The sequence below is a fragment of the Kushneria aurantia DSM 21353 genome, from assembly GCF_000382245.1.
GTDB classification, from domain to species: Bacteria; Pseudomonadota; Gammaproteobacteria; order Pseudomonadales; family Halomonadaceae; genus Kushneria; species Kushneria aurantia.
This window is the reverse complement of the sequence record NZ_KB907874.1, coordinates 1-23,017: the sequence shown is the minus strand read 5'-3', so window position 1 is coordinate 23,017 and position 23,017 is coordinate 1. Positions and strand designations below refer to the sequence as shown.

Sequence of the window (23,017 nt, the reverse complement as noted above, 5' to 3'; positions counted from 1 at the left end):
TCAGCAGCAGGGCGATTTGCGCCGCAATCGCCACACGCTCTCGATCAGGCCGTCATCGGCAGGCGCCGAATGACACAGGCGCACTTCGAAATTGGGCGCCAGCAGTTGCACTACCTCGTCGTGGTCGACACTGAAAGGCGGCCCGCCTTCGCCGTCGTGTGTCAGGGTAATCAGCAGGCCGCGGCTCGCCGGGAGCATCAGCTGGGCAAGATGGTGGGCATAGCGCTGGCGCGTTGCCGGCGGCAGGGCAATCAGCGCGGCGCGGTCGTAGAAGGCTGCTATATCGGCGCAGAGATCCGCCTCAAGGTAGAAAAAATCACCCTGCAGCAGCTCGATCATGCCCTGTCGGCTACGGGCAAAACCGCCCCGACGGTCGTGATCTACCGGCTCACTGCCGGCGGCGACGAACTGCTCGAGCGCCAGCGGCGACAGCTCCACACCCAGCACCGGGTGGCCGTGCGCGGCCAGCCAGCGCATATCGAGACTTTTGCCGCACAGCGGCACCAGCACCCGATCTCCCGCAGACAGCGCCAGCTCGTGCCAGTGTTCGGGCAGCGCCTCATGTACGGCACTGCGATGAAAGCCGATGCGCCCCTGCTGCCAGCGCGTCAGCCAGTCGGTTACAGACATCTCGCCCCCTCGAGAGACGCCATGGCGCCGGCCTCAGAACCAGCGATCGCGCTTTTTACGTCGGCGCGGCAGGTGCGGCACGATCAGCCCCAGTAGCAGTCCGGCCCCCGCCACACCACCACCGTAAAGGAAGTAGCGCATCAACAGGTCTTCGCGCTCGGTATCCAGCTGCGCCTGATACTCACGCAGCTGCGACTGTGCCTCACCGAGTTGCTGATTGAGCGCCTCGTTGTTGTCCTGCAGGGTCGAGACACGCTGACGGTTGCTCTCCAGCGTCTGGCGCATATCGGCGACACGCTGATTCCACTCCTCGTCGATATTCTCGAGACGACCGGTCAACTCCTCGACCCGGGTGCGCAGCGCCGGCATACGCGCCTGTACGCTGCGCTCGCTCTGCAGATCACCGTTGGGAATCCAGACCGTCTCACCATCCTCGGTACGGATGCGGCTGTAGTCATTCTGCGACTCCAGCAGCGTCACCGGATCGCCGGCGTTGACCGTACCGACGATACGGTAGCTATCGGTGGGGCCACTGCGCACCCAGGTGGAGAGATCGTCACTGATCCAGCGCGACTCCTCGGCACAGGCGGCGCTCACGCCGGCACCAAGAAGCAGACCGACGCCTATTTTTACAAGAATTTTCATGGCACAAGCCGTCATTGAACAATGGATAAAACGGTAAAGGCCTGAAAAGGCCGTACAATCATATTGATGAGACTCGCAGCCGGGCATCCTGCCCGGCTGATACCTTCATTACGCAACGCCTTCACTGCCGGCATCCACAGTTTTTGTGGATAACCATCGGGACAAACCATGGTGATTGCCATTTGAGCCCCGTCACGCCAACGCCCCGCCGAAATGGTCAAAAAATCGTCAGGAACGATTTTTGACGCCGCAGGCGGCCCACTGAGTGGGTGCCCGCCAGGGAAGGCGGGCACAAAAAATCGTCAGGAACGATTTTTGACGCCACGCAGTGGCGGCCCACTGGGTGCCCGCCAGGGAAGGCGGGCACAAAAAAATCCCCGGGAGCGATTTTTGACGCCGCTGATCAATCATCCTTCGGCGGTGGCCAGTGGCTGGTTCCCGGAAAAGCGGTCACGTTGCCCTCGGCCTTCACCGCCCTCGGGCTGCCCTCACGCTCGACCTCGTCGATACGCACAATGGCGTTAAGCGGCAGATAGCTGCGCGATACGCCATCGAAGGTGCGTTTGAGCTTCTCGGCACCCGGGTCGACCACCAGCCGCGACTCGTCGGGAAACACCATGCCTTCGATTTCGATGAATCCCCACAGCTCGCTCTGGTAGATCTCGCGCGCGTAGAGCTCCCATATCTCGCCCTGCTGTATAAAACTGACTCGGTATAGTGGCCTTGCCGCCATCGGCATTACATCCTTTTCGTTCCTGCTGCGCCCGCCCAACGGGCCGCGGCGCCTGTGTGCGGCAGTCTATCACAGCGCAACCGCGCTCAACGCCGGCAGGCGCCCCGGCTCACGCACTGAAACAAAAAATCGTCGGGAACGATTTTTGACGCCGCAGGCGGCCCGAAGGGTGCCCGCCAGGGATGGCAGGGCACAAAAAATCGTCAGGAACGATTTTTGACGCCGCAGGCGGCCCGAAGGGTGCCCGCCAGGGATGGCAGAGCACAAAAAATCGTCAGGAACGATTTTTGACGCCGCAGGCGGCCCGAAGGGTGCCCGCCAGGGATGGCAGGGCACAAAAAATCACCGGGAGCGATTTTTGACGCCACGCAGTGGCGCCCCGAGGGTGCTGGCCTGCCCCCGGTGGCGCGCGTATAATTACATCCATTCATATCATCTTCCCGGTCGAGTCAGCGCACTCGCCCGCCGCGAACTCCACTTTTCCAATGCACGCAAGGCCCATGACGAAGAAACTCTTCATCAAGACCCACGGCTGCCAGATGAACGAGTATGACTCGGCGCGCATGGCCGATCTGCTGGGCGAGTCCCATCAGCTCGAGCTGACCGACAACGAACAGGACGCCGACGTCATTCTGCTCAACACCTGCTCGATCCGCGAGAAAGCGCAGGAGAAGGTATTTCATCAGTTGGGGCGCTGGAAAAAGCTCAAGGAGCGCAACCCCAACCTGGTGATCGGCGTCGGCGGCTGCGTCGCCAGCCAGGAGGGGGAGAATATCCGCAAGCGCGCTTCCCACGTCGATATGGTGTTCGGCCCGCAGACCCTGCACCGCCTGCCGGACATGATGGACGCCCGCGACGGCGGTAACCGCATCGCCGCGGTGGATGTCACCTTCCCCGAAATCGAGAAGTTCGACCGCCTGCCGGCCCCCAGCTCCGACGGCGCCAGCGCTTTCGTGTCGGTCATGGAGGGCTGCTCCAAGTACTGCAGCTTCTGCGTGGTGCCCTACACTCGCGGCGAAGAGATATCACGCCCCTTCGAGCCCGTTCTCGACGAGGTAGTCCATCTCGCCGACCAGGGGGTGCGCGAGATCAACCTGCTGGGTCAGAACGTCAACGCCTATCGCGGCTTCGACGACAACGGCGAGGAGATCGATCTCGCCGAGCTGATCGCGGCGGTGGCGGCGGTCGAGGGCATCGACCGCATCCGTTTCACTACCTCGCACCCGGTCGAGTTCAGCGACAGCCTGATCGAGGCCTTTGGCGAAATTCCCGAACTGGTCAGTCACCTGCATCTGCCGGTGCAGTCCGGTTCGGATCGGATTCTGTCGGCCATGAAGCGCGGTCACACTCGCGACACCTACATCGACAAGATGCAACGCATCCGTGAGAAGCGCCCCGACATCAGCCTCTCATCGGACTTCATTATCGGCTTCCCGGGCGAAACCGAAGCCGATTTTCTCGATACCATGGACCTGATCGAGCGCATCGGCTTCGATCACTCCTTCTCTTTCGTCTATTCAAAACGGCCCGGCACGCCCGCCGCCGCCCTGCCCGACGATACTCCCGAAGCGGTCAAGAAAGAGCGGCTGAAGATTCTCCAGGAGCGCATCAATCACAACGCCATGCAGATCTCGCGGCGTATGGTGGGCACCACCCAGCGCATTCTGGTATCGGGATTTTCGCCGCGCGACCCGGGCGAGCTCTCCGGGCGCACCGAGAACAATCGAGTGGTCAACTTCCGCGCCGCCAATCCGATCGAGCTGATCGGCTATTTTGTCGATGTTGAAATCGTCGAGGCTTTCCCCAACTCTCTGCGGGGTGAGCTGGCATCGCCACAGAAGTATTGAGAGACCGCGGCGACAAGTGAACGACACACCCGTTCGATACCGTCCGTTGACCGTCAGCCTCCATTTCGTTCTGCCAATATCAGCGATAACCGGACACCATCTTGACCCAGAAAACCGCCAACGCGCACCGCATTCTTCAGCTCTCGCTGGAGCCCAACGATCCCATGCGACTGGCCAACCTGTGCGGCCAGCAGGATGAGCACCTGCACCTGATCGAGCAGCGTCTCGAGGTGACCGTGCGCAACCGTGGCAACGAGTTTCAGCTGGCCGGTCAGGGAGGCCGCGTCAAGGCGGCCGCCAACGTGCTCGAACACCTCTATCGCGAGGCGGAGAACGAGACCCTCTCCCCCGAGACCGTCCACCTCTTTCTGCAGGAGTCCGGCCTTCAGGCCGTGCAGGAGGAAGAGGACGACGGCGAACCGCGCGAGGGTGTAGTACTGCGCACGCCCAAAGCGATGATCAAGCCACGCGGCCAGAACCAGCAGCAGTACGTCGAGCGGGTGCGCAACCACGATATCAACTTCGGGATCGGCCCGGCGGGTACCGGCAAGACCTATCTGGCGGTGGCGGCCGCGGTCGAGGCGCTCAACCAGCAGGAGGTGCGCCGCATTCTGCTGGTGCGTCCGGCGGTGGAAGCGGGCGAGAAACTCGGCTTTCTGCCCGGCGACCTGGCGCAGAAGATCGACCCCTATCTACGCCCGCTCTACGACGCCCTCTACGAGATGCTGGGTTTCGAGCAGGTCAACAAGCTGATCGAGAAGCAGGTGATCGAAATCGCCCCGCTTGCCTATATGCGCGGGCGCACGCTCAACAACGCCTTCGTGATTCTCGACGAGAGCCAGAACACCACCCGTGAGCAGATGAAGATGTTTCTGACCCGTATCGGCTTCGGCTCCACGGCGGTGATCACCGGCGACATCACCCAGGTCGATCTGCCGCGGGGCACCCACTCCGGGCTGATTCACGTGCTCAACGTGCTTCAGGACGTTCAGGGCATCAGCGTGACGCGCTTTGCCTCGAAGGACGTAGTGCGCCATCCGCTGGTGGCACGTATCATCGACGCCTACGAAGCCCACGAGTCCGAGGAGGACCGCCACAAATGAGTCAGCCGATCGAAGTCGACCGTCAGCTGGCGGTCGACTTCGACGCCCTGCCCACCCGAGCCGATATCGAACGCTGGCTGGCAGCCGTGTTCAGCCGTTTCCAGGATGAAACGCGCCGCGAGCTAACGGTGCGTTTTGTCGAGGAGCGGGAAAGCCGCCAGCTCAACGCCACCTGGCGCGGCCGCGACTACGCCACCAATGTGCTCTCCTTTCCGTTCGAGGCGCCCCCGGGACTCGCGCTGGCGCTGCTCGGCGATCTGGTGATCAGCCCCCACGTGGTCGTTCGGGAAGCACGCGAACAGGGCAAGCGTAGCGCCGATCACTTCGTCCACATGATCGTGCATGGTACGCTGCATCTGCTGGGTTTCGATCACATCGAGGATGACGAAGCCGAGACCATGGAGCAGCTCGAGCGCGACATTCTTGCCGATCTTGGTATCGACGATCCCTATGCATGGGCGCCTGTCACCCCGCAAGCGCTTGAAAATAATGAAAATGAAGGGGCATTCGAGGACAAGAGAACCGACGCATGAGCGACGACCGATCTTCGAGTCAGCCATCACGTAGCTGGCTCGACCGTATCCTTGGCGCCTTTTCCGGCGACAGCGATGAACCCAGCAATCGTGATGAACTGATGGCCTCCTTCAAGGAGGCCTCCTCCCGGCTCAATCTCGACCAGGATGGCCTGACCATCATCGAGGGCGCCTTCGATATCAGCACCATGCAGGCGCGTGAAGCGATGGTGCCGCGCTCACGAATCGTCGCAATCCGCGCCGAACAGACTCCCGACGAGTGCCTGCCCATCATTCGCGAGACCGCCCATTCGCGCTATCCGGTCATCGACGACAACCTCGATGAGGTGCTGGGCATTCTGCTGGTCAAGGATATGCTGCCGCTGATTCTGCAGGACAGCGCCGAGCGCGCCGCCTTCGATCTCAGGAGCGTGCTGCGCACGCCGCTGTTCATTCCGGAATCCAAACGTCTCAACAACCTGCTGCGCGAGTTCCGCGACACCCGCAACCACATGGCCATCGTGGTCGATGAGTACGGCGGCACCGCCGGGATCATCACCATCGAGGACATCCTCGAGCAGATCGTCGGCGATATCGAGGACGAGCACGATATCGACGAGGAAGATGACATACGCGATCTCGGCAACGGCAGCTTTGCTGTCAAGGCGCTGACCCCCATCGAGGCGTTCAACGACCGCTTTGACACCGACTTCCCCGACGAGGAGTTCGACACCGTCGGCGGGCTGGTGATGCAGCGTTTCGGCCATCTGCCGGCACGTAACGAGTCCACCGAGCTGGAGCAGTGGCGCTTCACTGTCATGAACGCCGACAGCCGTCGTATTCGCTGGTTGCAGGCCACCCGTATCAAGGACCACACGAGCGGCGATCAGACTCCCGGGCAGACACCAACGGGTCGCTCCTGAAGCCGGGGACGTGGCCCCTGACACCAGCGCAGCATGGCAGTGCGCTTCACAGGCGAATAATCCAATAACAGGCAACCGGTGATGAGACGAATCTTCAGCACCAACGGGGGCGGCTTTTCGTCCCGCAGAAGCTCACGACAGCGCCACCCACTGCTGGGCCATCTGATGGCGCTGCTGGCCGGCGCCCTGACCACCCTCACTTTTGCTCCCTTCGATCTGTGGCTGCTGGGACCGCTGACGTTGGCGGCCTTTCTGGCCACGCTACAGGGTGCGGGCGCGGGGCGAACTGCGCTGCGCGGCTGGCTGTTCGGCGTCGGCCTGTTCGGCAGCGGCGCCTCCTGGGTGTACGTCTCCATTCACACCTATGGCAACGCCAGCGGCGTGCTGGCAGCAGCGCTGACACTGCTGTTCATCGCTACCATGGCGCTTTTCATGCTGGTGCCGGCACTGCTCTATCGCATCGCCACACCATCGCGCCTCGACCCGCTCGCCTTCGCCGCCGCCTGGACGCTGGGCGAGGCCTTCCGCAGCTGGGCCTTTACCGGCTTCCCCTGGCTGTTTCTGGGCAGCGCTCATGTCAGCTCACCGCTGGCACCACTGGCACCGCTGGGCGGGGTCTATCTGCTGTCATTCGCGGTCGCCCTCTCGGCCGGCCTGCTCTATCGGCTTATCGTCCACCACCGGCTGTGGCTGCTGGCGCCGCTGGCCGCCCTCTGGGCGCTGCCACCGCTGCTGCCCACCCTGTGGGCCACCCCTGGCGGCACACCGGTATCGGTGGCGCTGGTACAGGGCGATCTGCCTCAGGAGACCAAGTGGAGCGACGAAGGGCGGCGCAATGCGGTCAATACCTATTTTCGCCTGACCCGCGAGCGTGCCGCCGACAGCCAACTGGTGATCTGGCCGGAAACCGCTCTGCCGATGCTCGAGCAGCAGGCGCTGCCCTATCTGGCCCGGGTGCAATCGACGCTGCCTGCCGACACCACGCTGATTACCGGCATCATGCAGCGCGACGCCGATGGCACTTTCTACAACGCCGTCACGACGCTCGGCGATCAGCGGGACGAATACCGCAAGGAGCATCTGGTGCCGTTCGGCGAGTATCTACCGCTGGAGGGTCTGCTGGGGCCGCTGCTGGATATCTTCAACATTCCCATGGGGTCGGTGGGCGCCGGCCCGCCGGATCAGCCGCCGCTATACGCCAACGGTCTCGAGCTGGGCGTGGCGATCTGCTATGAGATCGTCTATCCCGATCTGGTGCGTCAACGCGCTCTGAATGCCAGCGTGCTGCTGACAGTCTCCAACGACACCTGGTTCGGCCGCTCGATCGGCCCGCTGCAGCACATGCAGATGGCCCAGCTACGTGCGCTTGAAAACAACCGCTACCTGCTGCGCGCCACCAATAACGGCGTGACCGCCATTGTCGCTCCTGATGGTCGCATCACCGGCAGCATCGAACGTTTCGAGCCCGGCGTGCTGACCGGCAACGTACAGGCAATGACGGGGCTGACGCCCTTTACCCGCACCGGCAGCGCGCCGACGCTGGGAGCGTCGGCACTGCTGCTGGCGGCGGCGGCAGTTGCCCGCTTGCGCCGTCGCCAGCGGTTCGGGAGCACGCTATGACGGCTGACCGGTAGCAGACGAGGCACGCTCGAAGTAGCGGTGACCGCAGTGGTGGCACGGCTCCAACAGCTGGCGGTAGCGTAGCGTGACCGTCTCGCCACAGTGCACGCAGCTCATCCGGCCCGGCGCTACCACCTCGCCTTCGGTGTAATCCGCTCGGGCCACTTCCAGCTCTTCCTCGAAGCGCATGCGGTCCACAGCGGTACGATCGGCGACGGACATCAGGCCGTTGCGCAGACGATCCGAGAGCCCTTCCAGATCAATACCCAGAAAGCCGGCAAGGCTCTCGCCGCCGCGTGCCAGATAGCCCCTGAACTCCTTGACGTCACGCTCCACCCAAGCGCGCAGGATGGCCAGCTCATCGCGGGTGAACTCTTCGACCTCGGACTCGAACCCGACCGCCTCGTCCAGCTCCCTTTCCACGGCTTCTCGGGAGAGATGGTCGCTGCGGTCATTGAAACGAGCGATCACGCGTTCGTAGGCATCCCCCAACCGCCCCTGGCTGTCGGTGGTACTGTGCTGCTCAGCGTCCGGGGTACCTTCAGGGCGCTGCTGTTCGGTTTTCTCATCGCGAGCCATCGCTATACTCCTTGCCTGCCATCCTTGCTCATTGCGCCGGCCGTAGTGTTGCGACCCTGTCGGTTATCGAGCGAGTCGGTTATCCTTGCAACCATCAGCGGCCGGCGATCTGCTCAAGCATCGCCGTATCCGGGCAGCCTGTCCAGATCGACCGCAAAGACCGCTTTCCGCCCCGCACGGGTGCACTGCCCCAAAGGGGCGAACGATTATTGTCAACCGGCGTCATGCCACGGCGCCAGGGCCTCAAGACGGACAAGATGGACGCACAATACAACCCTTTCGAGACGGAACGCGACGCCCAGCGGTTCTGGGAGCAGAACCACAGCTTCCGGGCGGTAGAGCGCGACGACCGCGAAAAATTCTACAGCCTGTGCATGTTTCCCTACCCCAGCGGCAAGCTGCACATGGGGCATGTGCGTAATTACACCATCGGTGACGTGGTATCGCGCTATCAGCGCATGAAGGGCCGCAACGTGCTGCAGCCGATGGGCTGGGACGCCTTCGGCATGCCGGCCGAAAACGCCGCCATCAATAACCGCGTGGCGCCGGCCGACTGGACCCACCAGAACATCGACTACATGCGCTCCCAGCTCAGGGCGCTGGGTTACGCCTACGACTGGGAGCGCGAGTTCGCGACCTGCGACGCCGACTACTACCGCTGGGAGCAGTGGTTCTTTGCACGGCTGGTAGAAAAGGGCCTGGTGTATAAAAAGAACGCAACGGTCAACTGGGACCCGGTCGACAACACCGTGCTGGCCAACGAGCAGGTGATCGACGGGCGCGGCTGGCGCTCCGGTGCACGGGTCGAGCGCCGCGAGATTCCGCTCTGGTTTCTGCGCATCACCGACTATGCCGAGGAACTGCTGGCCGATCTCGATCATGTCGATTGGCCCGAGCAGGTCAAGACCATGCAGCGCAACTGGATCGGCAAGTCGCGCGGCGTAGAGCTCGACTTCGAGGTAGCCGCCGACGGCGCCGCGCTGCCCGAGGGCGGCGAGCAGCTGACGGTATTCACCACCCGTCCGGACACCCTGATGGGCGTGACCTACCTCGCCGTGGCCGCCGACCATCCGTTGGCCGCCGCCGCCGAGACCCACGTCGAGGGGATGGCCGAATTTCGCCGCGAGTGCCGTCAGGGCGGCACCTCCGAGGCCGATCTTGCCGTAATGGAGAAGCGCGGGCTGGCGACCGGTTTCTCTGCTCTACACCCCATCAGCGGCGAGCGGCTGCCGATCTTTGTCGCCAACTTCGTACTCATGGAGTACGGCACCGGTGCGGTGATGGCGGTACCCGGCCACGACCAGCGCGACTGGGAGTTCGCTACCCGCTATCAGTTGCCGATCGTGGCAGTGATCGCCAACCTCGAGGGTGACGCGCCGGATCTCTCCGCCGGCGCCTTCACCGAACACGGCACCCTGATCAACTCCGCTACCTTCGACGGACTGGACTTCGATGCCGCCTTCGCCGCCATCTCGTCAAGACTGGAAAACGAGGGGCGCGGCCGCGTCAAAACCAACTTCCGCCTGCGCGACTGGGGCGTGGCGCGTCAGCGCTACTGGGGCGCGCCGATTCCGGTCAAATACGGCCCGACGGGCGAGACCGTAGCGCTCAGCGACGACGAGCTGCCGGTCGAGCTGCCCCGCGAGGTCGAGTTCGACGCGACCGGCTCGCCGCTCAGGAAAATGCCCGCCTTTTATGACCTCGGCGAGGGCTGGACCCGTGAGACCGACACCTTCGACACCTTCATGGAGTCCTCCTGGTACTACGCCCGCTTCTGCTGCGCCGACAACCACCAGGCGATGCTGGATGCGCGCGCCGACTATTGGCTGCCGGTGGACATCTATATCGGCGGTATCGAACATGCCATTCTGCACCTGCTCTACGCGCGCTTTTTTCACAAGCTGATGCGCGATTTCGGTCTGGTGAAAAGCGACGAGCCCTTTCAGCGCCTGCTCACTCAGGGCATGGTGGTGGCCGAGACCTACTACCGTGAGCGCTCGGGTGGCGGCCGCGACTGGTTCAATCCGCAGGAAGTAAGCGTCGAGCGTGACGAACGCGGGCGGCCACAGACCGCGCGACTCGACCGCGACGGCGAACCGGTCACGCCCGGCGGCATCGAGAAGATGTCGAAGTCGAAGAACAACGGCGTCGATCCGCAGTCGATGATCGATCGCTTCGGTGCCGACAGCGTGCGCCTTTTCACCATGTTCGCCGCACCGCCGGAGCAGTCGCTGGAGTGGTCCGACGCCGGTCTCGAGGGCTCGTATCGCTTTCTGCGCCGCCTGTGGCGTCAGGTCGCCGAACATCTGCAGGCCGGCACGCCGCCGGCGCTCGATCCCGGGGCGCTTGACGACGAACTGCGTACGCTGCGCCGCAAGACGCACGAGACCATTGCCAAGGCCGACGACGACTTCGGCCGACGGTTGACTTTCAATACCGCCATCGCCGCAGTAATGGAGCTCTCCAACGCCCTTGGCAAGCTCGAAAGCAGCGCGCCCCAGGCGCTGGCCGTGGCCCGCGAAGGCTTCGAGACCTGCGTGTTGCTGCTGGCCCCCATCGCCCCCCACGCCATGCACGCCCTGTGGCACGCGCTGGGCCATGAGACGCCGGTGATCGACGCCGACTGGCCACGTCTCGACGACTCGGCACTGGCTCGCGACAGCATCGAACTGGCGGTACAGGTCAACGGCAAGCTGCGCGCTCGCATCGAGGTGCCGTCGGCAGCCGACCGTGACGATATCGAGCGCCACGCCCGCGACGACGCCAACGTGCAGCGCCACATCGAGGGTAAAACGGTGCGCAAGGTGATCGTGGTGCCGGGCAAGCTGGTCAATATCGTGGTCGGCTGATATACCGATGCCCAAAGGCCTCACCTTGTCACAACTTCAGGAGTCGAAGGTGGAGAGACGCACATTTCTGTTTGGCCTCGCCGGCAGCGCCGGCGCGCTGCTGCTCAGCGGCTGCGGTTTTCATCTGCGCGGCACCGGCGGCGGTCACCAACTGCCCTTCTCCCGGCTGGCGCTGAACGCCGCCGACGGCCCTACCAACCCACTCACCCGTCAGGTCCAGCAGGCACTCAACAGCGCTGGCGTGGTCGTCGAGGACAGCGCCCCCTGGCGTCTCAACATGGGCCCGGAGTCGTTTGACGAGCGCGAACTGACCTATGGCGATGCGGGCATCCAGGAGCGTCAGATGACGCTGACGCTGCCCTGGTCGCTGCAGCGCCGCGACGATAACGCCTACCTCGTCAGTCAGGAGTCACTGAGCCTGTCGGGGACCTTTTACACCAGCAGCGACCAGTTGCTGACCCGCGACGACGCGCGCAATCAACTACGCCGCGAACTGCGCCAGCAGGCGGCGCGGCGGTTGATCGACCGGCTGCAGAATCTCGACCCCGGCGACGCCAGCTGAGGCGCGCGCCGTGAGAGTCTATCCCGACAAGCTCGATGAACAGCTAAACAAAAAGCTCGCCGCTATTTATGTCGTGGCCGGCGACGAGCCCCTGCTGCACATGGAAGCCTGCGATGCCATTCGCGCCCGCGCCCGCGAGCGCGGTATCGAGGAGCGCGAGATTCTGCAGGTCGAGCCCAACTTCGAATGGCAGCGGCTTGCCGAGAGCGCCAACGCCCTGTCGCTGTTCGCCAGCACGCGGCTGATCGAGCTGCGTCTTGGCGATCAGTCACCCGGCCAGGAGGGTGGCAGGGCGCTGGAAGCTTACGCCGAGTCGGCAGGCGACAGTGACAACCTGCTGCTGATCAGCGCCGCGCGATTCGACCGCAAAACTCAACAGAGTCGCTGGTTCAAGGCGCTGGAAAGCCGGGGGGTGTTCGTACCGGTCTGGCCCATCGATCACCAGCGGCTGCACTTCTGGGTACGTGACCGCGCCCGCCTGCACGGCCTGGAAATGGATCAGGAGGCGGCGCGACTGCTCGCCGAGCGCACCGAAGGCAACCTGCTGGCCGCCGACCAGGCGTTGATTCGTCTTGCCCTGGTGCATAATCCGGGCAGCCGCCTGAATGCCGAGCGGATCGCCGCCGATACCGAACAGAGCGCGCGCTATGATGTCTTTACCCTGACCGACGCCTGCCTGCGCGGCGAGCGCGAGCGCGTCGTGCGCATCGTGGCCGGGCTGCGCGGTGAAGGGGTCGAGGCGCCGGTCATTCTCTGGGCGCTGAGCCGCGAGCTGCGCACGCTGCTGTCAGTGCGCCAGCACCTCGACCAGGGTCAGAGTATCGAACAGGCGTGCAAGGCGCAGCGGCCGATGATTCCCGAAAAAAGACGCCCGTTTTATCAACAGTCGCTCAATCGACTGCCACTCAAGCGTTTGCACAAACTGCTGCTGCTGTCGCAGCGCATCGATCTGGCCATCAAGGGATCAGTGAGGCTGCCGGTGTGGGAAGCCCTGTCGGACCTTGCGTTCACTCTGGCAGGCGCACGCGGCCCACTTGCCGAAATGGCGGAGAGCTACCGCATCACGGCAGCGCGAGCCTGAACAGCATGAAGACGGCCTATCAGCGCCTGCTCGCCTCCCCCCGACTACAGCGCCTTGCCGCCCTGCTGTATCGCTTTCGCTGGCTGTGGCCGCTGGTCAGCTTCGGCGGCGGCGTTATCAGTTTCTTTCTGGTCAACCGCCAACAGAGCCTCGGCGCATGGCTGGCGCTGGCACTCGTCGCCAGCTGGCTGCTGGTGGTGCTGGAGGCGGGGTGGCGCTGGTGGTACCGCCACCAGGGTCGCTCCGAAATGCCGCGCCTGCTGGCCAATTTCTGCGCCCAGCTGGCCCATCAGGAGACCCTCTTTTTCTGTTTACCCTTCTTTCTGATTACCACCGTATGGTTCAGCGGCCAGGCGCTTTTTACCGGATTGCTGGTGCTCTGCGCGGTGGTATCGATTGTCGACCCGCTCTACTTCAACCTCGCGGCACGCCGGCGCTGGCTCTATTACGCCTACCATGCCATATGCATATTTGTGGTTGTGCTGGTGATCGGCCCACTGCTGCTGGGGCTGACCACCGGCCAGAGTCTGGTCGCCGGTGCGGTGGCACTGGCACTGGCGGCGCTGCCGACGCTTTTCCTCCTTGCACGGCGGCTGGGGCCGGCGCGCTGGCTGCTGGTGCCACTCGCCGCCGCAGCGCTGGGAGCGGGCAGCTGGGGGCTGCGCGGCTGGATACCACCGGCCACGCTGTGGATCGATGCCAGCGCCCTGTCACCCGGTTTTGACAGCGCCGCCCGGGCACCCCGCGGCAGTATGCCGCTCAGCGTCGAAACGCTACAGCAGCGTGGGCTCTATGCCTTCACCGCCATTCACGCGCCGCTGGGACTCAACGAGCGTATTTTTCATGTCTGGCGTCACAACGGTCAGGAGGTCGATCGAATCGGCCTCAGTATTCACGGCGGCCGCGGCCAGGGCTATCGCGCCTGGTCGCGCAAGCAGCAGTTTGGTGATAACGCCGCCGGGCGCTGGCAGATCGATGTCATTACCGACAGCGGGCAGCGGCTGGGCGTCCTGCGCTTTCGGGTGGCCGCATCCGGTGAGCCGACACAGCGGGCCGATGGTAGCCGCCATACCACGCCGGGTGTCGGCTGGTTGCGCGGCAATGAGGACATTCAGGAATGAATATCGTCGGCAAACTTGCATTACAGGGGCAAAATTCGCAAAAATTGCTCCTTATCCACCTATTAGAACGGATTAGATGCACGAATCTCTCTGCCTCAAGGTTTCGCGGGTACCGCGCCTGTGGCGAGCCGTGATCGATCAGCGGCTTGCGCCGCTGGGGATGACACACACTCGCTGGGTCACCCTTTGTCACCTCTGGCGCTATGGCGATGGCCAGGCGCAGTGCGACCTTGCGCGCACCATCGGCGTCGAGGCTCCCTCGTTGGTACGAACGCTGGATCAGCTCAGTCAGCAGGGTCTGATCGAAAGACGCGCCAGCAAGGAGGATCGTCGTACCAAGCTCATCTTCCTCACTGATAACGCCACACCACTGCTGGAACAGATCGAAAAGGCGGTCAACGCTGCCCGCAGCGATATGCTGAACGGCGTCAGTGAAGAAGAGCTCGACCGGCTCGAGCAAACGCTCGGACTTATCGAGAGCAATGGTACGCGAGAACTGTCGCTGCGTGAGTGATGGTCGCGACATTCTGTCTATTTTCTCTTTCACCATGAGCGGATAAATTATGCTCGTGACAGGACGGAGCCGGCGCTGCCGGGTTTCTCTATACGAGACGACTATCGACCGATAGCGGAAGGAGCAGCGATATGCAGGAACAGCACTATAACCACGTTCTGGTGGCCGTGGATCTCACCCGCGACTCCGGTCTGGTCCTGCAGCGCGCCATCAATATTGCGCGCCGCAATCAGGATGCCAGGGTCTCGATTATTCACACCCTCGAACCCCTGGGCTTCGCCTACGGCGGCGATATTCCCATGGACCTGACCAGCATTCAGGATCAGCTCGACAGCCACGCCCGCGAGCGGCTGGCCGAGGTCGCCGACCCCTACGGTATTCCGCGCGAGGATCAACACGTGGTGGTGGGCATGCCGGATGCCGAAATTCACCGCTTTGCCGGCGAGCACGGCGTCGATCTGATCGTGGTGGGCTCCCACGGCCGCACCGGTTTCGCCCTGCTGTTGGGTTCGACCTCGACCGGTGTGCTGCACGGTGCCAAATGCGACGTGCTGGCCGTGCGTGTGGGCGCCGACGGCGAAGCGACCGAGTAAGCCACTGTCATTCTCCGATGGCAGGCCTGTGGCCTGCCGTCCAGGGCGGGATCAGCGCTCGCCCTCCTCGCGCTCGCTTTCCAGTTCCATCCAGCGCTCCATGGCCTCCTCCAGCGCCTGCTGGGCCCGTTCGTTCTCGGCCAGCGTTGCCTTCACCTGTTCGCTCTCCTGCTGATAGAACGCCGGTGCGCTCATGCGGGCGGCCAGCTCGGCGATCTGCGCCTCCAACGCCTCGATGCGCGTCGGCAGCTCATCAAGTTCGCGCTGCTGTTTATAGCTCAACCGCCGTTGGCGAGGTCGGTTGCCGCGTTTCTCGTCACGCGGTGCCTGCTGCTCATGAGACGATGCGGCTTCTGCGTCGCCGCCGCGCTCGCGCCTCTCCCCGGGGGCAGGCGGCAGCGTGCCACCCTGGCGCACCCAGTCGCTGTAACCGCCGACGTAGTCACGCACCACGCCGTCGCCCTCGAAGGCAAGTACGCCGGTGACCACGTTATCCATGAAGGTACGGTCGTGGCTGACCAGCAGCAGGGTGCCATCGAAGTCGATCAACAGCTCCTCGAGCAGCTCCAGTGTCTCGACATCGAGATCGTTGGTCGGCTCGTCGAGTACCAGGACGTTGGCCGACTGGGTGAAGAGTTTGGCCAGCAGCAGCCGGTTGGATTCACCGCCGGAGAGCGCCCTTACCGGCTGACGCGCCCGTTCGGGAGAGAACAGAAAGTCCTGCAGGTAGCTCATTACGTGGCGCTCGCGGCCGCCCACGGTGACCTTGTCGCGACCGCCGGCCACGTTGTCGAGCACGTTGGCCTCCATGTCGAGACCGACACGCAGTTGATCGAAGTAGGCCACGCTGAGGTTGGTGCCTTCGCGCACTCGCCCCTGCTGGGGTTCCAGTTCGCCCAGTAGAATCTTCAAAAGGGTGGTCTTGCCGGCGCCGTTGCGGCCGATCAGCCCCACTCGATCACCGCGCTGAATCTCGATGGAGAGGTTGCGTATCACCCACTCCTGACCGAAGCGGTGGCTGACGTTCTCCAGCTCGACCACCCGCTTGCCGCTGCGCTCGCCGCTGTCGACGCTGAGGTTGGCGCTACCCTGACGCTCTCGCCGCTGGGCGCGTTCGGCACGCATCTGCTGCAGCGCGCGTACGCGCCCTTCATTACGGGTGCGGCGCGCCTTGATACCCTGGCGAATCCAGCGCTCCTCGGCGGCCAGTTTCTTGTCGAACTCTTCGCGTTCGCGCGCCTCGACCTCCAGCTCGTGCTGTTTCTGCTCCTGATATTTGGCGTAGTCGCCGGGATAGCGCCCCAGCCGGCCGCGATCGAGCTCCAGAATGCCGGTGGCGAGATGCTGCAGGAAGGCGCGGTCGTGGGTGATGAACAGTACCGCGCCGTTGAACTGTTTGAGCTGCTCCTCGAGCCAGCCGATGGTATCCAGATCGAGGTGGTTGGTAGGCTCGTCGAGCAGCAGCACGTCGGGGTCGGCAACCAGCGCCCGGGCCAGGGCCACGCGCCGCCGCCAGCCGCCGGAAAGGCCGGACATGGCGGTATCGGCGGGCAGTCCGAGGCGGGTCAGCACGGTGTCGATGCGCTGATGAAAAGACCAGCCGTCGAGCGCCTCGATGCGCGACTGCAGCGTCGCGAGGCGGTCCATGTCGGGGTCGCCGGACTCGATCTGGTGCTGATATTCGCTCAGCAGCGCGCCGGCCTCCGGCAGTCCTTCGGCTACCACGTCAAAAATGGTGCGCCCCTCGGCCTCGGGCAGGTGCTGCAGGAGCGTACCGATGCGCAGCCCCGGCATACGCCAGACGGTGCCGTCGTCGGGCAGTGCACTGCCCGCGATCAGCGACATCAGCGTGGATTTACCGGTACCGTTACGCCCCACCAGCGCCAGACGCTCCCCCTTCTCGAGGGTCAGATCGGCGCCGTCGAGCAGTACCTGGGTGCCGTAGGCGAGGTGAAGCTGTTCCAGTCTTAGAAGCGTCATGAGGTTCCGCGCGTCGAAAAATTGACAGGGCATTATTGTAACGCAGCTGCGCCGCAGGGGCGCGGGTCAGCGCAGGACAGCCGCGGCGCGGCTGTCCTACAATACGCCCCTGTTATCGCAAGGAGATACCATGCTGCCCGATGCACTGCGCTTTCGCAGCCCCGAGCCGCTGGTCGATATCGGCGCCAATCTGAGCCACGAAAGCTTTCGTGACGATCTCGACGACGTACTGACACGCGCTGCCGATGCCAATCTGGCAGCGCTGGTGCTGACCGGTACCGACCGCACCAGTATCGAGTCGGGGCTCGCCCTTTGCGAACGCGACTCGCCCCTGCCGCTCTATCTGACTGCCGGTCTACACCCCCATCACGCCGCCGACTTCGACACCGACTTTGCCGCCCTGATGAAGGAGGCACTGGCCCGCCCCGAGGTGGTGGCGGTGGGCGAATGCGGTCTCGATTATCACCGCAATTTTTCAGACCCCGCCGATCAGCGCCGCGCCTTCGAAGCCCAGCTGGAGATCGCCGCACGCAGCGGGGCGCCGCTCTTTCTCCACGAGCGCGAGGCGGGCCGCGACATGCTGGAGATGCTGCGCCACTGGCGCGACGATATCTCCCGTGCGGTGGTGCACTGCTTTACCGGCGAGCGTGACATCCTCTACGGCTATCTCGACCTCAACCTTTACATCGGCCAGACCGGCTGGCTGTGCGATGAGCGCCGCGGCCGCCATCTGCGCGAGCTGGTGGGTGACATTCCCCTTGATCGCCTGATGGTGGAGACCGACTGCCCCTATCTGCTGCCGCGCAACCTGCCGGCAAAGCTCAAGGGGCGGCGCCACGAGCCTGCCCTGCTGCCCTGGATCGTGCGCGAGATCGCCGCCTGCCGCGATAGCGACGAGGCCGAACTGGCCGCCGCGACTACCGCCACGGCACAGCGTTTTTTCGCCCTTGAATCACTGGAGAGCCGTAATGAATGACAGCTTCGATGATGAGAGCGGTATTGAACTGCCCGGTTTTATTGCCCTGGAGAGCGGCGAGGGATCAGTGCCGGTGGCGATCGGCTGGTCGCTGCCGGACGGGCGCATCAAGCACACCCTGATCCAGCCCGACGAGAGCTGGCTGCACGATGCGTCGCTGAGCTTCGGCGATTACGCCATCGACGAGCTCTCAAGCCTGGGGGCCAGCGTCAGCGATGTGCTGCGCGAGCTGGAGACGGACTACTACGGCAGCACGCTCTACAGCAGCCATCCCGATGACGACGCCGTGGCGCTGGAACGGCTCTTCGAGGTAGTGCGCGGCAACCCCTTCATCGAACTGAGCGGTGCCGCTTCCCTTTACGCCGAGCGTGAAGAGTGGCACCTGCAGTACGGTGAGCTGTTCAGTGAGCTGGGGCTGGAACCGGGCCGCGCCGAGCATGAGCTACAGGTAATGCTGACGCTGCACGTCCGCTGGCTCGACGAGTAGCCGGCTCAGCGAGCAACACTGGCGGTACGCTCGTCGAGCAGCGCTCGCGCCCGGCAGGCGGCGCGCTCAACGCTTCCAGCCTCGACGAAAACCGCCTTCAACGCCGGCAGCAGCGCCGCTGCACGCGGCGGAAAACCCGCCTCGATGTAGCCCTGGCGGCGCGCCTCGACCCTTGCAGCAAAGGCGTGGCGGTCAACCTCGGCGCTACCATCGAGATTATCGATGCTGACATTAAAAGTGCGCCCGCAGGCCTGCGTCAGCGCCTTCTCGATCGCCTGAGGGGCGATCTCGGCGGTTTCAAAGGCCAGCTGCGCCGCCTCGTCGCGGCCGTCGGGCCTGTACCAGTAGCCATAGTCTTCAAGCCGGCGCCGCTCGACACCGGCGATACACCAGTGACTGATCTCGTGTAGTGCACTGGCGAAAAAACCGTGGGCGAAGATCACCTGATGGCAGGGGCGATCCTCGCCGGCGGGCAGATAGAGCGGCTCGTCAGCGCCCCGTACCAGGCGGGTATTGAAGCTGTCGGCGAAGATCATATCGAAAAGTACGATCAGGCACTCGACCCGCCGATCCTCCTCCTGCAGCGGCTCACTCATCTCTCCTCCATTTGCGGGTATGAATGACGGATCATGATACCCTTGCCGACGCCGTGGCCGTACCCTCGGTGCGACGCCCATCCATTTTCCTGCCGGAACCTCCGCCTTGCCACTCGCCATTCGTGCCCGCCTGCCTGAAACCACCGACCTGCTGCGGCTGGCGCTACCGATTCTGGGCGCTCAGCTGGCTCAGGCCGGCATGGGGACAGTGGATGTCATGATGGCGGGCAACCACGGCGCCACGACGTTGGCGGCCGTGTCGGTGGGCAGCAGCCTGTGGATGCCGCTGATGCTCTTCATGACCGGCACCCTGATGGGCGTTACCCCCATCGTGGCGCAGCATCTGGGCGCCGAGCGACGCAGCGAGATTCGCCCCTCGGTCTATCAGGCACTGTGGCTGGCGCTGGTGCTGGGCATTGCCGCACTACTGGCGCTGCGCTGGCTGGCCGCGCCGATCTTCACGGTAATGTCGGTACCCACGGAGGTGGCACGCGCCTCGAGTGGTTATCTGCAGGCGGTGGCACTGGGGATGCCGGCGGTAGCGCTCTACCAGGCGCTGCGCGCCTTTTCCGACGGCATCAACCATACCCGTCCGGCACTGTGGATCAGTCTGATCGGGCTGGGTGTCAATATCCCCTGCAACTATGTGCTGATCTTCGGCGGCAACGCCATCGGCGTATCGCTACCGCTGATTAACCGTATTCCGCCGCTGGGCGCCGTTGGTTGCGGTCTCGCCACGGCGATCGCCATGTGGGTGATGTGTCTGGTCATGGCGCTCTACATCCGACAAAGTCGGGCCTATGCCGGTATCGACCCGTGGCGGCGCATCGAGCGGCCACAGGTGAAGCGGACCGGTGAGCTGCTCAGGATAGGTCTGCCGATCGGCGTGGCGATCTTTACCGAGGTGACGCTCTTCGCGGTGATCGCGCTGTTCGTTGCAAGCCTTGGGGAAACCGTGGTGGCGGCGCATCAGGTGGCGCTCAACTTCACCTCACTGCTGTTCATGCTGCCACTGTCGCTGGGCATGGCGCTCACCGTGCGGGTCGGTAATACGCTGGGACAGGGCGACGGCGTTCGCGCTCGCTTCGTGGCCTGGAACGGCGTGGCGGTAGCGCTGATCGCCGCCCTGCTGATCGATATCGTGCTGATCGCGGGTGCCCACCCCATCGTGGCGCTCTATTCGGACAGCCCAGCGGTACGGACGCTGGCCGCCAATCTGGTACTGATGGCGGCCATCTATCAGATTTCGGACGCGCTGCAGGTCAGCATGGCGGGGGCACTGCGCGGCTACAAGGATACCCGCATCATCATGCTGATCACTCTCGCTTCCTACTGGATCGTGGGCCTGGGCGGCGGCCATCTGCTGGGCGGCAGCGGGCTGGGCGTATATGGCTACTGGATCGGTTTGATCGCGGGTCTGAGCTGCGCCGCAGCGCTGCTGGGGTGGCGGCTGCAACGCACCGCCAGTCGCCAGCTTCAGGCCCCGGCGGAGACACTCAGTGCGCAGCAATCCTGATCCGGTAGCGCCAGACGCCCTCCTCCTCACACTGCTCGATCAATTCGTGGCCGAGAAAGGTGCAGAATTTGGGCACGTCGCGGGTAGTGGCGGGGTCGGTGGCAACGATCTCCAGCACCTCGCCCGGCGCCATTTCGCGTACCCGGTTATGCATCATCATGACCGGCTCGGGGCAGTAGAGTCCGCTGGTATCCAGTAGCTGATCGCTGTTGGGTCGGTCGTTCATGTCCTTTGTACCTGCTCCGTTTGAGGTTCAATCCACCGATGCCACATAGACCGTCACCTCCTCCCTGTCGTGATAAAGGTGACGACAGCGTATGTGGGTCTGCCTACCCGCTGCGCCAAGGCGCGTCTCGAGCAGTGCAAGACAGTTTGAAACTTCCTGCCAGCGCTGCTTCATCGGCAGTTTGAGATTGAAAATTGCCCGCTGACTCCAGCCTCGCACCAGCCAGTGAGCCATCAGCTCGGTGACGCGCGATGGGCGATCCACCATGTCACACACCAGCCAGTCGAGCGGATGCGGCGGCGACCAGTCGTAGGCGTCCTCACGCAGGTGCTCTACCAGACCGCTGGCCATCAGCGCCTCCTGCATGGGACCGTTGTCGATGGCGTAGACACTCAGGCCGCGCCGTACCAGCTGCCATGTCCAGCCCCCCGGGGCGGCCCCCAGATCAGCGGCCCATAGATTGTCAGCCAGCAACTCATCCCATTGCTGGCGCGGAATAAAAGTATGCCAGGCCTCTTCGAGCTTGAGCGTCGAACGGCTGGGCGCTTCACGCGGCGCGCGCAGATGATGAATACCGCCGGGATGGTCGCTGCGATTGCCGGGAAAACTGATCGCGAGCTGCACCCGGTCGCCGGCGCTCCAGAACAGATGCAGCCAGCGCTTGCCCGCCTTGCGTCGTAGCGCTCCTCGCTTGCGGCAGGCACTCTCCAGCGGCACGTTCAGGGAGCGACCCAGAGCAGAAAGCGACTTTCCCTCATTGGTGTCCGGCACCTCATGCAGGGTCTGCTCGAAGCTCCAGCCGCTCTTTTCTACCTGCGACACGATCGCCGAAATGCGATCACTGCGATCCAGCGCCTCGAGCGGCGCGAAAGCGACCAGTGACTGACGCGCAAATACCAGGCTCTCAAAGGGGAGTGCACGATGCAGCGTATTGGCCGGCGAACCGTCAGTCAGTATAAACCGGACAAATCCCGTATTGGCCACGGCCAATGGGTAGCCGACGTGGCCGGCGAGCGCCGCTTTTTCGCCCACTTCGGCGGCCATATCGGCCTCGAAACCGGCGCGACAGTAGAGCAGTAATTCGTTGGGCGTGGCCTGTGACATAAAAGGGGCTCTAACGGCATGGCGGCTGTTATTTTACACGCTTTGCCAATAACAGACCGGTGACAATGCGCCGCCCGACGACGCGAGTGCCCGATATAAAGGGACCCCGACCATGCTGCGGTCGGGGTCCTGAAAAAGCAAAACCCCGACCATATCGTGATCGGGGTTTCAAAAAGGGTGCCTGACGATGACCCGGGCGGCGCTCCGCTACTGTTACTCGTCCCGTCCCGGGACTCGCCCTGCGGGCCCGCTGAAGCGGTTCCCGTCTGTTCCCGACAGACGGGTCATGGGGAGACCCCTGAAAAGCCCATGGGGAGGACCGGAAAAGCAAAACCCCGACCATGTTGTAATCGGGGTTTCAAAAGGGTGCCTGACGATGACCTACTCTCGCATGGGGAGACCCCACACTACCATCGGCGCTGAGCGGTTTCACTGCCGAGTTCGGGATGGGATCGGGTGGGACCCGCTCGCTCTGGTCGTCAGGCAATTCGGCTGGCGGCACTGTCGCGAAGACAGCGCCGCCGTGGACGGGATCATGCTGCAGCTGTGATACGCCTCGCGTATCCGGCGTCGTGCGACGCGAACCACTTGGGTGTTATATGGTCAAGCCTCACGGGCAATTAGTACGCGTCAGCTCAATGCGTTACCGCACTTGCACACCGCGCCTATCGACCTCGTCGTCTTCGAGGGCCCTTCAGGGGGCTCAAGGCCCCGGGGAAGTCTCATCTTGAAGGGGGCTTCCCGCTTAGATGCCTTCAGCGGTTATCCCGTCCGCACTTGGCTACCCGGCGATGCCATGGGCATGACAACCGGTACACCA

The 23,017-nt window shown here is 63.8% G+C and carries 23 protein-coding genes and 2 rRNA genes; 14 read left to right on the top strand and 11 right to left on the bottom strand.

Annotated elements, in window-relative coordinates; genetic code table 11:
• The 4 genes from H146_RS0110410 to H146_RS19075 all read right to left on the bottom strand — a co-directional run bounded on the left by H146_RS0110410 (position 1) and on the right by H146_RS19075 (position 2,008).
• On the bottom strand, positions 1–630 hold the full coding sequence (locus tag H146_RS0110410; RefSeq protein ID WP_019951815.1) for a thiopurine S-methyltransferase: 630 nt from the start codon (positions 628–630) through the stop codon (positions 1–3).
• A gap of 33 nt (positions 631–663) precedes the next feature.
• Positions 664–1,275, bottom strand: coding sequence for a TIGR04211 family SH3 domain-containing protein (locus H146_RS0110405; protein ID WP_019951814.1), 612 nt, complete (start codon positions 1,273–1,275; stop codon positions 664–666).
• Positions 1,276–1,286: 11 nt separating this feature from the next.
• On the bottom strand, positions 1,287–1,457 hold the full coding sequence (locus H146_RS21370) for a hypothetical protein (RefSeq protein WP_156826779.1): 171 nt from the start codon (positions 1,455–1,457) through the stop codon (positions 1,287–1,289).
• Positions 1,458–1,678: 221 nt separating this feature from the next.
• Positions 1,679–2,008, bottom strand: a complete 330-nt coding sequence (locus tag H146_RS19075) for a DUF1820 family protein (protein WP_019951813.1) — start codon at positions 2,006–2,008, stop codon at positions 1,679–1,681.
• Positions 2,009–2,508: 500 nt separating this feature from the next.
• Here H146_RS19075 and miaB point away from each other — a divergent pair, with 500 nt between their 5' ends.
• From miaB to lnt, 5 genes are all read left to right on the top strand, one after another.
• Positions 2,509–3,855, top strand: coding sequence for a tRNA (N6-isopentenyl adenosine(37)-C2)-methylthiotransferase MiaB (miaB, locus tag H146_RS0110395; protein WP_026351909.1), 1,347 nt, complete (start codon positions 2,509–2,511; stop codon positions 3,853–3,855).
• Between the two features lie 101 nt (positions 3,856–3,956).
• Positions 3,957–4,958 (top strand): PhoH family protein, encoded by a 1,002-nt coding sequence (locus tag H146_RS19070; RefSeq protein WP_019951810.1) that lies wholly within the window; start codon positions 3,957–3,959, stop codon positions 4,956–4,958.
• Positions 4,955–5,491, top strand: coding sequence for an rRNA maturation RNase YbeY (gene ybeY / locus H146_RS0110385; protein ID WP_019951809.1), 537 nt, complete (start codon positions 4,955–4,957; stop codon positions 5,489–5,491). Before H146_RS19070 ends, ybeY begins: the two co-directional genes overlap by 4 nt.
• On the top strand, positions 5,488–6,393 hold the full coding sequence (locus H146_RS0110380) for a CorC family transporter (protein ID WP_019951808.1): 906 nt from the start codon (positions 5,488–5,490) through the stop codon (positions 6,391–6,393). Before ybeY ends, H146_RS0110380 begins: the two co-directional genes overlap by 4 nt.
• 81 nt (positions 6,394–6,474) lie before the next feature.
• Positions 6,475–8,013 (top strand): apolipoprotein N-acyltransferase, encoded by a 1,539-nt coding sequence (gene lnt, locus H146_RS0110375; RefSeq protein WP_019951807.1) that lies wholly within the window; start codon positions 6,475–6,477, stop codon positions 8,011–8,013.
• Here the strand turns inward: lnt and H146_RS0110370 are convergent.
• Positions 8,008–8,592 carry a zinc ribbon-containing protein gene (locus H146_RS0110370; protein WP_019951806.1) on the bottom strand — a complete coding sequence of 195 codons (585 nt, stop codon included), beginning with the start codon at positions 8,590–8,592 and terminating at the stop codon, positions 8,008–8,010. The two genes, lnt and H146_RS0110370, sit on opposite strands and share 6 nt — an antisense overlap.
• A 257-nt stretch (positions 8,593–8,849) precedes the next feature.
• Here H146_RS0110370 and leuS point away from each other — a divergent pair, with 257 nt between their 5' ends.
• From leuS to H146_RS0110340, 6 genes are all read left to right on the top strand, one after another.
• Positions 8,850–11,441 carry a leucine--tRNA ligase gene (gene leuS, locus H146_RS0110365; protein WP_019951805.1) on the top strand — a complete coding sequence of 864 codons (2,592 nt, stop codon included), beginning with the start codon at positions 8,850–8,852 and terminating at the stop codon, positions 11,439–11,441.
• 49 nt (positions 11,442–11,490) lie between these two features.
• On the top strand, positions 11,491–12,003 hold the full coding sequence (locus H146_RS0110360) for an LPS-assembly lipoprotein LptE (RefSeq protein ID WP_019951804.1): 513 nt from the start codon (positions 11,491–11,493) through the stop codon (positions 12,001–12,003).
• A gap of 10 nt (positions 12,004–12,013) precedes the next feature.
• Positions 12,014–13,084 carry a DNA polymerase III subunit delta gene (gene holA / locus H146_RS0110355; RefSeq protein WP_019951803.1) on the top strand — a complete coding sequence of 357 codons (1,071 nt, stop codon included), beginning with the start codon at positions 12,014–12,016 and terminating at the stop codon, positions 13,082–13,084.
• A gap of 5 nt (positions 13,085–13,089) precedes the next feature.
• A complete protein-coding gene (locus tag H146_RS0110350; RefSeq protein ID WP_019951802.1) occupies positions 13,090–14,205 on the top strand; it encodes a DUF5924 family protein in 1,116 nt (371 codons plus the stop codon).
• A 76-nt stretch (positions 14,206–14,281) separates the two neighbouring features.
• On the top strand, positions 14,282–14,719 hold the full coding sequence (gene slyA, locus H146_RS0110345) for a transcriptional regulator SlyA (protein ID WP_019951801.1): 438 nt from the start codon (positions 14,282–14,284) through the stop codon (positions 14,717–14,719).
• A 131-nt stretch (positions 14,720–14,850) separates the two neighbouring features.
• Complete coding sequence (locus H146_RS0110340) at positions 14,851–15,312, top strand: universal stress protein (protein WP_019951800.1); 462 nt, start codon at positions 14,851–14,853, stop codon at positions 15,310–15,312.
• 51 nt (positions 15,313–15,363) lie between these two features.
• On the opposite strand, the gene H146_RS0110335 is transcribed toward H146_RS0110340, so the two are convergent.
• Positions 15,364–17,292 carry an ATP-binding cassette domain-containing protein gene (locus H146_RS0110335; protein ID WP_019951799.1) on the bottom strand — a complete coding sequence of 643 codons (1,929 nt, stop codon included), beginning with the start codon at positions 17,290–17,292 and terminating at the stop codon, positions 15,364–15,366.
• A gap of 130 nt (positions 17,293–17,422) precedes the next feature.
• Here H146_RS0110335 and H146_RS0110330 point away from each other — a divergent pair, with 130 nt between their 5' ends.
• A complete protein-coding gene (locus H146_RS0110330) occupies positions 17,423–18,268 on the top strand; it encodes a TatD family hydrolase (protein ID WP_019951798.1) in 846 nt (281 codons plus the stop codon).
• Complete coding sequence (locus tag H146_RS0110325; RefSeq protein WP_019951797.1) at positions 18,261–18,755, top strand: hypothetical protein; 495 nt, start codon at positions 18,261–18,263, stop codon at positions 18,753–18,755. The genes H146_RS0110330 and H146_RS0110325 overlap by 8 nt, the downstream gene beginning before the upstream one ends.
• Positions 18,756–18,760: 5 nt before the next feature.
• Here the strand turns inward: H146_RS0110325 and H146_RS0110320 are convergent, their stop codons facing one another.
• A complete protein-coding gene (locus H146_RS0110320) occupies positions 18,761–19,351 on the bottom strand; it encodes an elongation factor P hydroxylase (protein WP_019951796.1) in 591 nt (196 codons plus the stop codon).
• A gap of 106 nt (positions 19,352–19,457) precedes the next feature.
• Between H146_RS0110320 and H146_RS0110315 the strand changes: the two genes are divergently transcribed.
• Positions 19,458–20,867 carry an MATE family efflux transporter gene (locus H146_RS0110315; RefSeq protein WP_019951795.1) on the top strand — a complete coding sequence of 470 codons (1,410 nt, stop codon included), beginning with the start codon at positions 19,458–19,460 and terminating at the stop codon, positions 20,865–20,867.
• Here H146_RS0110315 and tusA read toward each other — a convergent pair.
• The 4 genes from tusA to H146_RS0110295 form a co-directional block, all read right to left on the bottom strand.
• Complete coding sequence (tusA, locus tag H146_RS0110310; RefSeq protein ID WP_019951794.1) at positions 20,848–21,093, bottom strand: sulfurtransferase TusA; 246 nt, start codon at positions 21,091–21,093, stop codon at positions 20,848–20,850. The genes H146_RS0110315 and tusA overlap by 20 nt on opposite strands.
• A gap of 27 nt (positions 21,094–21,120) precedes the next feature.
• A complete protein-coding gene (rlmM, locus tag H146_RS0110305) occupies positions 21,121–22,197 on the bottom strand; it encodes a 23S rRNA (cytidine(2498)-2'-O)-methyltransferase RlmM (protein WP_019951793.1) in 1,077 nt (358 codons plus the stop codon).
• A gap of 368 nt (positions 22,198–22,565) precedes the next feature.
• A 5S ribosomal RNA gene (rrf, locus tag H146_RS0110300) occupies positions 22,566–22,681 on the bottom strand.
• Positions 22,682–22,796: 115 nt separating this feature from the next.
• Positions 22,797–23,017 (bottom strand): 23S ribosomal RNA (locus tag H146_RS0110295); the annotation flags it as partial.